The sequence below is a fragment of the Paenibacillus bovis genome (assembly GCF_001421015.2).
In the GTDB taxonomy this organism is placed as follows: domain Bacteria; phylum Bacillota; class Bacilli; order Paenibacillales; family Paenibacillaceae; genus Saccharibacillus; species Saccharibacillus bovis.
In genome coordinates, this window is record NZ_CP013023.1 from 756,992 (window position 1) to 770,132 (window position 13,141).

Annotated in this window: 4 protein-coding genes; all 4 read left to right on the top strand. The window is 48.0% G+C overall.

What is annotated here, in order from left to right:
• Positions 1-245: 245 nt before the first annotated feature.
• The 4 genes from AR543_RS03315 (at position 246) to AR543_RS03330 (ending at position 12,947) form a co-directional block, all read left to right on the top strand.
• Positions 246-1,676: an ATPase domain-containing protein gene (locus tag AR543_RS03315; RefSeq protein WP_060531816.1), complete on the top strand. Its 1,431-nt coding sequence runs from the start codon at positions 246-248 to the stop codon at positions 1,674-1,676.
• 17 nt (positions 1,677-1,693) lie between these two features.
• On the top strand, positions 1,694-1,945 hold the full coding sequence (locus tag AR543_RS03320; protein WP_060531818.1) for a hypothetical protein: 252 nt from the start codon (positions 1,694-1,696) through the stop codon (positions 1,943-1,945).
• 7 nt (positions 1,946-1,952) lie between these two features.
• Positions 1,953-4,151 (top strand): response regulator transcription factor, encoded by a 2,199-nt coding sequence (locus AR543_RS24915; protein ID WP_269466989.1) that lies wholly within the window; start codon positions 1,953-1,955, stop codon positions 4,149-4,151.
• 279 nt (positions 4,152-4,430) lie between these two features.
• Positions 4,431-12,947: an S-layer homology domain-containing protein gene (locus AR543_RS03330; protein WP_060531822.1), complete on the top strand. Its 8,517-nt coding sequence runs from the start codon at positions 4,431-4,433 to the stop codon at positions 12,945-12,947.
• The last annotated feature ends 194 nt before the right edge of the window (positions 12,948-13,141 follow it).

Below are 13,141 nucleotides of genomic sequence, written 5' to 3' on the forward strand. Positions count from 1 at the left end.
GCTGCTGGAAAATATGTTTAATACTTGGAAGTATCGCAATAATTTATTGTGAATACATCATTGATAATTGGAAAAAAAGGGTATAATTGATTAAACACCTTTCTATTTCTACTCTATTTCTACAAAAATGGAAAATACCTTTCTCCAAATCGCGATAGGTTGTTATAATTGCTGTACAGTCATCTTCGTAGGACAAAGCTACCCCTTGCTTGACTAAAATATTCTACAGATGGAGGGAGCAGTATATGCAGAAAAAGAAGGCTGTTCAAACGGGTATACCAGGTCTGGACGATATTCTATATGGTGGAGTGCCGCCTGGAGCTGTAGTAATTTTGGAAGGTGAACCGGGAACCGGCAAAACAACATTTGGTATGCAATTTCTGGTAGAAGGTGCAGTTAAGCATAATGAACCGGGAATTTACATTACATTCGAGGAACTTCCGGAGCAGATCTATGAGGATATGAACGGCTTTGGCTGGGATTTGCGGGATCTTGAAAGGCAGAACAAGCTGCGCGTTATTTGTATGGAACCGGATATTTTGCTGGAACAAATGCTCCAGCCTCATGGCCTGTTCGAACAGATCGTTAATGAGATCGGCTGCAAGCGGGTAGTTATTGACAGTATCAGTCTTTTTAGAATGGTGGGAGATGAAGAAAACGTACGGACGAATGTATATTCTATCCGTAATATTATGCGCAAGCATTCCTTGACTTCCTTTTTTATCCGGGAGTATTCCGAGTTTGAAGGGATGAGCATGCCTTTTGAGAACTATATTTGCGATGGGATTGTACGCCTGTCCCTCAAGCCGCTAATGGATAAATACCGCAAGCGGACGATTGAAGTATTGAAAATGCGCGGTACTCGTATTCTGGAAGGGGAACATACCTACAAGTTTATCCATAATGGCGTATATATTGTGCCTTCCCTGTCGATGGCCGAAGACAAGATGCTGATTCGCGAAGCGGAAGTGCTGTCTACCGGTATCGATTCGCTGGATGATATGCTGGCAGGTGGTATTCCACGGGGCAGTGTATTCATGATTGATACAAACAGCAAAGCCAATTACCGTTATTTGCTGTCTTCAATTTATTCCCAGCGTATCAAGGATGACGATTGTACGGTGACGATGATGTCGGGAAATACATCGCTGGATACTTTTGCAGACACGATCGAGCTGTTTGGGGTGTCACTGCGAGAAGCAGCACGTAAAGGGAAAGCCTTCTTTATTGAACATTATCGCAGAGCAGTGGAAGCGGATCTGGAAAAAGCTATGGTTCGTGTGGATAAAGTTACTAATGAAGAGTATGCACAGGTGCTTAACGAGCGGCTGAATCCGATTTTTGAATGTGAAGATTTGTGTGACAAGCGCTGGTTTGTATATTATGATCTGAATACGATTATTTCCGAGCGAGGAAAAGATTTCCTGCTTCGTTATTTTGCGGAAGAGATGTCGATGTGGCGCTCACTGGGTATTACCATTGTAGTACACTGTAACTTTGCCGAGATTGGTTCGGAAACGGCTTCGTTCCTTGAGCGTACATGCAATGGTGTAATTCGTACGTGGGTAGATGGTAATTACCAATATCTGCAGGTGACCAAATCTCCGAGTGGACGTGTATCTGCTCCACACATTATCGCAAATGTAGCCGAGAAACCTTTCGTACAATTGATATAAGGAGGGATTGGGACCTTATGGTGGCAGAAAGTGATGTGATTACATTGCAGATGGAATGCACGTTATTTTTTGAAAATAACCCGTATGCGATCGAGACCAGCAACGGCTTATCCAAGCGGCTTGGCCGCAGCCAGCAGGTAACGGAACAGGCATTGAACCGTCTGGCGGAGATGTCCATTCTGGAAAAGAATGGGCAAGGGATACGTGCGATCTATCGATATAAAGCTCCTTATATACAGACAGAAGTGGATCTGAATGCTTATGATTGATACTTATATGATGAACGATACCAGAGAGATTTGTCAGGAACTTCAGGATACGTATGCCCAGCTGACCAATCTGCTGGTCTTTGTTACCAACCATGAGGGTCAGCTGATAACGGCTCCTTCCAATATTGACGATTCCTCCGTATTTGAAAAATATAGCAGTGAACTGCAAAACATGTTCAAGACGGAGATCGATAAACTGCAGGGCATCCGTCAGACGATTTTGTCCGATCAATGGGTACCGGGTGTAAAATGGCTGATTGCTCCTGTATCAGTAGATCAGTCCGATACAGGCATGTATGTATGGGGCGGTATACTGATTCAGCAGGGAACGCTTCAGTCCATCATTACGCATCCAAATTATGTACAGCCGGAGAGCGGGGCACCTGCTGACTTTATTGAGTTAATGCGCAGCTGGATTCAGAATACGGGCGAAATTTCTCCCGATCAGGAGATTTTCAAGCGTGAAAAGATTACCAAGTTCGCCAAAGCGCTATCTCTTATCTTAAAATCGAGTTTCAAGGAAAACCGCTTGACCCAGCGCCTGAATGCACTCAATGAAACGCTGATTACCGAGCAAAGTATCGGGAATCCGATCGAAGAAATTACTCGTGCGGTACTGGCGAGCAGCGATCTGGCAGACGTATTCGGATTTGCACTCAAAACGGCTCCGGGCAAATATACGATCATGAACAGTATGGGCATGAATTCGGGAACGCTGGGCGGTTCGACCTTCCATGAAGGCGAAGGCTTCCTCGGACAGGCAGTACTCAGTCCGCAGTCGAGCCGCTGGAGAGATATATCGCGGGACCCAAGAAATCACTTTTTCCAGCAAAATGGGCTGGATTCGGTCTATGAAGTGCAGTGTTTCCCGATTCGTTATGAGAATGAGGTATACGGACTGTTATTTGGCCTGAGTTTCAAAGAACGCTCTACGCCAAGTATCAATCCGCAGTTTGAAGAAACGATGATCTCCCTAATGGGCTGGTACATCGGCAACCATATTACGTACGAGAAAATGGAGAAACAGCTGCAGCGCTTCAAGCCGCTGATTGAGCTGTCCCGCATGATTATATCGGTGCAGGATATCCAGCGTGTGATGTTCATGCTGGTCGATATGAGCCTCAATCTGGTGTGGAATCCGTCCGCCTCCATTGTGGTTCACCGTTCTTCGGAAGATGGAAAAATACAGATGGTTGCGCGCGGTATGCAGAGTCCCAAAGGGGAAACATATGCCAAGGATATCGCCCGCCGCTATCTCGACAATAGTGATAAGCCTGCAGCGAGTTCCTTCATTAATCCGACTACTCCGTTCTCGCTGATGCTGGAATATCCGATCGTCTATGCAGACCGGACAAGAGCTGTCCTGTGCGTTGCTGTCAGCAATGAGCAGGAAGGCGAAGAATGTCGCGAGATTTTGTCGGCTCTGGCAATGATGGGCAGTGTCGTCATGAAGTCTGTTCATGATCGGCAGCAGTATTTGTCCAACAGCAACCGGTTTGCGCATATTTTGCATGAAGCTATCCGGGAATGGAATGTTGCTCATTATCAGCTGACTGCCGATGCCCAAAAAATTGTACAGGAATTTGCTATGTGGGGCGGCATCAGCAAGGAAGAAGCCGATGTGATTGGTCGTGCCTGTCTGATGTCGTGTACCGATCCTTCCATGCTGCGCAGCTTCCCGCATCTTTTCCAGCAGGAAGCGGAAATGATCGAGGACTACAAGCATATACATGACGACCAGAGTATTCTTGGCACCGGTTCCTATTCCAAAGGTGGGCAGATTATGGCCCTGGCTTTTGCTATTGCAACAGCTGGCGATCATGATATGCGCGTAGTGAATGATCTGCAGATCAATGGTGTGGATCAGGGATTAGTCAGTCAATTCCGCCTGTTTGTACTGAGCAGACATACACTTCAGACCGAAATCAATCTGGTGGAAGAGAAAGCGCCGGCAGCTAAGGCTCTTACTGCAGAAGGAGCAGAAGGCCGCGGACTGGATGCGATTGTAAAGCAGTTTGGGCTGTCTCCACGGGAGAAGGAAGTTCTGGAGCTGGTTGTCAAAGCGTCCAGCAACAAAGAAATTGCGGCTACGCTATTTATTAGTGAGCATACGGTGAAAAATCATTTAACTAATATATTTAATAAAATGGGTGTAACGGATCGTGCACAGGCGATTGCCGCTGTATTCAATAAAAGTATAGGATAAATCACATTAATATCTTGCTGCATGGATCTATAATTGTGCGGACAAGTACAAAAGTTTATAAATCAAAGGCCATCTTGCACATAAGATGGTCTTTTTTGATGCTCTAATTTTGTCGTAATTAATCTAAGAAAGTAGAATCATACATAATTACCTTATATTAGGAGAAAAGACCTATAATCCATATTAAAAATGACGGCGAAAGTAAGATTATACGCCAAGTAAAAATCCTGTTAGTTCTTTGCATGGCACCCAAAAAACTGTTCAAAAGGGGAGAAAGAGATGAGGAAAAAAGGGTATACGCTGTTTACCATGTTATTGGTAGTGGCGCTGGTATTCTCCAGCTGGCCAGGTCATGTCCAGGCAGCAGATGGAGCACTAGGTATATCTTCAGCAAATGGACAGAATGTGGCAGGCCAAAAAACAAATTTGGCTATTACGTATGCACCTGGCATTCAACTGAATCTGGCAGGCAGTACGGTATTTACCTTACCTGCAGGTATTACAGCCACTGTAGCGGACAAGTTTAACGGAACCAATCTTCCGGCGAACGCAATCAGTAGTGACGGAAGAACGATAACTTTAAACGCTTCCTTAATTGGACTCAACTTGTTGGCTTCCAATACGCTAACTTTAAATAACAAGACATTGCCTGCAGCAGGCAATTACTCTTTTGGAGCTTCTGTTAAAAATCTGTTGAATGTTACGATTGGGGAAGCAACCCAGCAGGGAACATTCACAGTGATCGGTGCAGTGCCTCCGCCGACAGCAGCACAGATCAGTGTAAGCAATGCAATCAGCGGCAATTCGACTATTACGGTTACCGGCCAAAACCCGGGAGATACCATTACCGTCTACAACGATAAAAATGAAGTTCTCGGTACAGGTACAGTCAATGCTTCTGGACAGGCAAGCATCTCGGCAGCATTGGTTGCAGCAGGCGGCACGATTCAGGTGAGTGCGCTGCGTGGTACAGCCGAAAGTGCAAAAACCTCCTTTACCTATACAGCAGCCGTACTGAGTCCGATTCCGGCAGCTAATATCAGTGTCAGCAATTCGTACGGCACTCAGGATAGTGTAGCTGTAACCGGACTGACCGCAGGCGATCTGGTGACAGTCTACTCCAACGGCAGTGCGATTGGTACGGGCACAGCAGACAGCAATGGAGCAGTTACCATTGCAGTAACACTGACACCGGAAGGCGGCAGCCTGAGTGTTACCCGCAAACGCAGCGGTGTAGAGAGTGCAGCGACTCCAGTCAGTTATCCGGCTCAAATTATTCCGCCGGTAGCTTCCGGTAATGTAACAGTTACCAATTCATATGGTGGAACTTCCCAGGTAACTGTCAAGAATCTGTCGATCGGAGATATCGTTACAGTATCTGCCAACGGCACGGTTCTGGCAACAGCACCGGCAGTTACCAATACACTGACATTACCTGTTCTGCTGGAACCGGCAGGTGGCAGTCTCAATATCAGTGTAAAGCAGGGTATCCTGCAAAGTGCTACAACGACGGTTAACTATGCGGCCATTGTCGTTCCGTCGATTCTCTCCAGCAATATTCAAGTGAAAAATCTGTCCGGAAATGCAGATGTTGTTACGGCTGTAAATCTGACAGAAGGAGATACAGTCACTGTATATGATGGCACAGGTGTACTGGGTACAGGCACAGTAGATGCGCAGGGGAAAGTCTCCATTCCTGTACAACTGCTTCCTGTAGGCGGTTCGGTCAATGTCAGTGTGAATCATGCAGGAGTGGAAAGTCTGGCGACGCCGGTTGTATATGTAGCAGAGATTGTACCTGCTATTCTGAGCAACCAGATCTCCATGTCTCCTATTTTGAATGGAACAGCAAATGTAAGTGTGAACGGCTTGAACAATGGTGATACTGTAAAAGTATATGGCAACGGTACAGTACTTGGTACTGCTACTGCAGGTGCTTCCGGAACAGTCAGTATTCCGGTGAGTGTGAATGCGCAGGGCGGGAGTCTGAGCGTGGAGCTGCTGCGTAATGGACTGGCAAGTGCTGCTACCTCCATCACGTATGGAGCAGTTGTTGTACCACCTGTAACAGCTGCCAATATCACGGTAAGTAATAATTCCGGCAATAACGATACAGTTACCGTTACCGGACAGACACAGGGCAATCTGATCACCGTATATGGTAACGGTAAAGTGCTGGGTACAGCGACTGTAGGCAGTAACGGTCAGGCTGTAATCAATGCAGCACTCGTACCTGTAGGTGGTGTCATCGATGTCAGTGTAACTTCACAGGGCGTAGAGAGTGTAGTGACACCGGTTCTGTATCTGGCAGAAGTCGTGCCGGCACTGACGGCAGCAAGTGTAAATGTAGATAACAATACCGGCAGTCAGGATATCGTTAAAATTGGCGGCCTGAAACAGGGTGACACCGTAAAAGTATATGGCAGCGCTGATCTGCTGGGCAGTGCTGATCTGCAGGCAGACGGTACGCTAGAAGTACCTGTAACTCTGCTGCCTGTTGGCGGCAGCCTGAGTGTAGCGCTGGTGCGTAATGGTGTGGAAAGTGTGCCAACACTCGTCAGCTACAGTGCAGAGATCGTCAAACCTCTTCTGCCAGCTGCAATCAAAGTAGAGAATCTGATCGAAGCCACCTCCAAAGTAACAGTAAGTGGTCTGCAAAATGGCGATATCATCCATGTGTATGCCAATGGAGAACTGCTGGGTACGGGTACTGCGGACAGCAACGGAGTAGCTGCAGTGGATACCGATCTGGCTCCAAATGGTGGTGTAGTAGGCGTCAGCCTGGTTCGTAATACAGTCGAGAGTCCAACTGCACAAATCAGCTACGGCTCCATTATCGTACCTGCAATTGATGCAAGTCAGGTTCAACCACAAAACAATTACGGCGATGAAGACACTGTAACCATAACCGATCTCAAAGAAGATCAGGCAATTACGGTGTATCAGGATAATGAGGTACTGGGTACCGGCAAAGCCAATGCCAGTGGTACAGTTGTTATTGAACTGACCCTGATCCCGGCAGGCGGAGAAATGCAGGTAAGTACAGAATACCTGGGCATTGAAAGCAGCCCGGTATCTGTATCGTATGGAGCAGAAGTCGTGCCTCCGATTCCGGCGGCAGATATTACGATTGTAAATAATGAAGGAAATATGGATAGCGTCAGTATCCGTAATCTGGTAGCAGGTGATCTTGTTACTATTTATCAAAGCAATAATGTAATCAGCACCAAAACAGCAGATACAAATGGCAATATTACGGCTGGTCTGACACTGCAGCCATACGGAGGTACGCTTTCTTTTACAAGAGAGCATAGCGGTATTGCCAGCATAGCTACAGATGTCGTATATACAGCAGAACCGGGTCCGGTATTGCCTCAATCCAGTGTCAGTGTAAACAATGTGACCGGTGATGAAGATACGGTTCAAGTAACCGGATTGCAGCAAGGCGATATGATCCGTGTATATGATGCCAATGGAACACTGCTGGGCAGCGATATTGCCGGCTCATTTAACTGGGTAATGCTGCAAGTACAGCTGCTGCCCGAAGGCGGCTCCGTATCCGTACAACTGACACGTAATCAGATGGACAGTAATATTGTAACAGTGACGTATGCGGCTGAAGAAGTTCCACCAGCCAACGCACCGGTAGCCGATATTGCTCTGGATTCCGAACAGGGAGACCAGGCGGTTATTACAGTGACAGGCATGAATGAAGGCGATATCGCCAAAGTCTATGACGATGACGATCAATTGCTTGGATCTGCTTCGGCAAACGCAAGCGGCAAAGCGGCAGTAAGCTTCAAATTCCTCAAAGCACAGGGACGACTTTTTGCCAAAGTAGCTTCTGGTGGAGTGGAAACTACTGTACGCAGCTTTGATTATCAGGGAATTGTATTCCCGACAACAGATCCAGTAGCAGAATTGACTGGTATAGATGGTGACCAAGGAACGGTTACAGCTACGAATATTGTTTCCGGCGATACAGTGAAAGTGTACGATGCCGATGGCAACCTGCTCGGCACACAAGTAGCCGACGGCAATGGCCAAGCAGTAGTAAACTTTACGTTCCCGACAACCGATGGTGAACTCACTGTTACGGTAACCAGCAATGGAACCGAGACAGAGATTATAACGCTTGCATATAGTGGAGTAGAACTGCCAGTGACGCCAACACCAGCTGCCAATTTGAGCGACGTAGATGGTGATCAAGGGACAGTTACAGTCACCAATGTAACTTCCGGCGATACAGTCAAAGTGTATGATGCCGATGGCAACCTGCTCGGCACACAAGTAGCTGACGGCAATGGCCAAGCGGTAGTGAACTTCACGTTCCCAACAACCGATGGTGAACTGACCGTGACGGTAACCAGCAATGGAACCGAGACGGAGATTACCACGCTGCCATACAGCGGAGTGGATCTTCCAGCAACGCCAGCACCAGCTGCTAACTTGAGCGACGTAGATGGTGACCAAGGAACCGTTACAGTAACTAATGTAACTTCCGGCGATACAGTGAAAGTATACGATGCTGATGGCAACCTGCTCGGCACACAAGTAGCCGACAGCAACGGCCAAGCAGTAGTAAACTTCACGTTCCCAACAACTGATGGCGAACTGACTGTTACGGTAACCAGCAATGGAACCGAGACGGAAATTACTACACTGCCATACAGCGGAGTAGATCTTCCAGCAACGCCAGCACCAGCCGCTAATTTGAGCGACGTAGATGGTGATCAAGGAACCGTTACAGTCACCAATGTAACTTCCGGCGATACAGTGAAAGTGTACGATGCCGATGGCAATTTGCTTGGCACGCAAGTAGCTGACGGCAATGGCCAAGCGGTAGTAAACTTTACGTTCCCGACAACCGATGGCGAACTGACTGTTACGGTAACCAGCAATGGAACCGAAACGGAAATTACAACGCTGCCATACAACGGAGTAGATCTTCCAGCAACGCCAGCACCAGCCGCTGATTTGAGCGACGTAGATGGTGATCAAGGAACCGTTACAGTAACTAATGTAGCTTCTGGCGATACAGTGAAAGTGTATGATGCTGATGGCAAACTGCTCGGCACACAAGTAGCCGACAGCAACGGTCAAGCAGTAGTGAACTTCACGTTCCCGACAACTGATGGCGAATTGACCGTGACGGTAACCAGCAATGGAACCGAAACGGAGATTACAACGCTGCCATACAGCGGAGTAGATCTTCCAGCAACGCCAGCACCAGCCGCTAATTTGAGCGACGTAGATGGTGATCAAGGAACCGTTACAGTCACCAATGTAACTTCCGGCGATACAGTGAAAGTGTACGATGCCGATGGCAATTTGCTTGGCACGCAAGTAGCTGACGGCAATGGCCAAGCGGTAGTAAACTTTACGTTCCCGACAACCGATGGCGAACTGACTGTTACGGTAACCAGCAATGGAACCGAAACGGAAATTACAACGCTGCCATACAACGGAGTAGATCTTCCAGCAACGCCAGCACCAGCCGCTGATTTGAGCGACGTAGATGGTGATCAAGGAACCGTTACAGTAACTAATGTAGCTTCTGGCGATACAGTGAAAGTGTATGATGCTGATGGCAAACTGCTCGGCACACAAGTAGCCGACAGCAACGGTCAAGCAGTAGTGAACTTCACGTTCCCGACAACTGATGGCGAATTGACCGTGACGGTAACCAGCAATGGAACCGAAACGGAGATTACAACGCTGCCATACAGCGGAGTAGAACTGCCGGCAACACAGGTAACAGCTGAACTGGTAAATGTAACAGGGGACCAGGGAACTGTAAGTGCAAATGGAGTACAAGCAGGCGATGTTATTAATGTATACGACGAAAATGATGAACTACTGGGAACAGCTACAGCCACTACAAGTGGACAACTAAGTATTCCGGTTACTTTTACCAAGTCTCAAGGTACACTGGTTATCCGTTTGGAACGTAATGGTTCGGTTATACTAGTAGATTCCATTAACTATTCAGATGTTGTGATCGATAATCCAGGTACCCCTTCAACACCTGATGCAGTAATTAGTGATGTGAGTGGTGATCAGGGAACCGTAGTCGTAACAGGTGTCGGCTCAGGAGATACTGTTATTGTCTATGGTACCGACAATCAGGTACTCGCAAGCGAAGTGGCTGATGGAAATGGTACAGCTACATTGACATTTACCTTCCCGAACGAACAAGGTGAGCTGACAGTAGTTGTAGTAACCAATGGAACCGAAACAGAAATTAAAACACTGCCATACAGCGGAGTGGATTTACCAGCAACGCCAGCACCAGCCGCTGATTTGAGCAATGTAGATGGTGATCAAGGAACCGTTACAGTAACTAATGTAACTTCTGGTGATACAGTCAAAGTGTATGATGCCGATGGCAACCTGCTCGGCACACAAGTAGCCGACAGTAACGGCCAAGCAGTAGTAAACTTCACGTTCCCGACAACCGATGGTGAACTGACTGTTACGGTAACCAGCAATGGAACCGAGACGGAAATCACCACACTGCCATACAGCGGAGTAGATTTACCAGCAACCCCAGCACCAGCCGCTGATTTGAGCGACGTAGATGGTGATCAAGGAACCGTTACAGTAACTAATGTAGCTTCTGGCGATACAGTGAAAGTGTACGATGCCGATGGCAACCTGCTCGGCACACAAGTAGCTGACAGCAACGGCCAAGCGGTAGTGAACTTCACGTTCCCGACAACTGATGGCGAACTGACTGTTACGGTAACCAGCAATGGAACCGAAACGGAAATCACCACACTCCCATACAGCGGAGTAGATGTTCCAGCAACGCCAGCACCAGCCGCTGATTTGAGCAATGTAGATGGTGATCAAGGGACCGTTACAGTAACTAATGTAGCTTCTGGCGATACAGTGAAAGTGTACGATGCTGATGGCAACCTGCTCGGCACACAAGTAGCCGATAGTAACGGCCAAGCAGTAGTGAACTTCACGTTCCCAACAACTGATGGTGAACTGACTGTTACGGTAACCAGCAATGGAACGGAAACTGAGATTACAACGCTGCCATACAGCGGAGTAGATGTTCCAGCAACGCCAGCACCAGCCGCTGATTTGAGCAATGTAGATGGTGACCAAGGAACCGTTACAGTAACTAATGTAGCTTCCGGCGATACAGTCAAAGTTTATGATGCTGATGGCAACCTGCTCGGCACACAAGTAGCCGACGGCAATGGCCAAGCAGTAGTAAACTTCACGTTCCCGACAACCGATGGTGAACTGACCGTTACGGTAACCAGCAATGGAACGGAAACAGAAATTGCAACACTTCCTTATAATGGAGTAGAAATTCCAGGAGGAACTGACCCAGGAACCGGAGGAGGAACTGACCCAGGAACGGGTGGAGGAACTGACCCAGGAACGGGAGGAGGAACCGACCCAGGAACGGGTGGAGGAACTGATCCAGGAACGGGTGGAGGAACTGACCCAGGAACGGGTGGAGGAACCGATCCAGGAACTGGAGGAGGAACTGACCCAGGAACTGGAGGAGGAACTGATCCAGGAACGGGTGGAGGAACCGACCCAGGAACGGGTGGAGGAACTGATCCAGGAACGGGTGGAGGAACCGACCCAGGAACGGGTGGAGGAACCGACCCAGGAACGGGAGGAGGAACCGACCCAGGAACCGGAGGAGGAACTGACCCAGGAACTGGAGGAACTGACCCAGGAACTGGAGGAACTGACCCAGGAACTGGAGGAACTGACCCAGGAACCGGAGGAGGAACTGATCCAGAAACCGACGCAGGAAACGATGATGGCGGAACTACCGGCAGTATTCCAAGTGAAACCGGCGGAACCGTACCTGGTGAAAATGGAGGTACCGTACCGAGCGAAACCGGCGGAACTGTACCAAGTACACCAGCGGCACCAGCTAATCCTGTTACTGCAGCCACACCAACAGGCGGAACACCAGCTGCTACAACACCAGCCCCAGCTACAGCGCCTGCTACAACAACACCAGCTCCGGCAGATAATGGCGTAACCAGCGCAGCAGGTATTGGAGCAGTAACACCAGCAGCTGAAGTTGGAACTGGCGGAGGAGGTGGCGGCTCTGCTGCTACAACCCCAGCAGCAGATGCCAACACTGTAACAGCTGCAAGTGGAGAAGGTACAGCTGCTGATCTGAACGACACTGCTGACAGCTCTGTTATTACACTGAAGTCTGTTGCCAAAACTCGCTTTGTAGACGTGAATAATTCATGGGCCAAGGCAAATATTGATCGCTTGCAGGATCTGGGTATTCTTAACGGCGTAGGCAATAACAAGTTTGATCCAAATGCAGTGATCACCCGTGCTCAGTTTACGCAAATGATCAATAATCTGTTGCAGCTGAACGGCACATCTGCTGGAACAGCCAGCTACAAAGATGTACAAGCCAATGACTGGCACCATGATGCGATCTCGGCAGTAAGCGCAACACGCATTACCGATGGTTATACGGACGGTACGTACCAACCGGATAAGCAGATTACACGTGAAGAAATGGCGCATATTATCAGCAACACATTGAATTATCTGGATCCTGCCGGCTCATTCGCTGCAGATTCCGCGCAGACTCTGAATGCTTTTAGCGATAAAAAACAAGTCTCCAACTGGGCTAAAGATACCCTCGCTACAGGCGTCAAAGAAAAAATTATAATGGGCAGACCAAATGGCAAGATTGCTCCAGGTGCCAATGCTACACGGGCTGAAGCAGCCACTGTAATTGCTCGTCTGATGGATCGGATGTCATCCAAATTCAATATTACCGAATAACTTGTAGCATCCTAATATAATATGTGGGAAGAATGGTGGACTCTTACGGGGTCTGCCATTCTTTTTTATTCAATCGCTTCCTAACTTATTTGCGGAGCGGAACAATCTACTATCACAAAAAGGAGCAATAATGCCGTTTTATATACTATACAGTTTAGTAAGTAAGCAGAAGTAGCGGATTGGCGATATCCCTT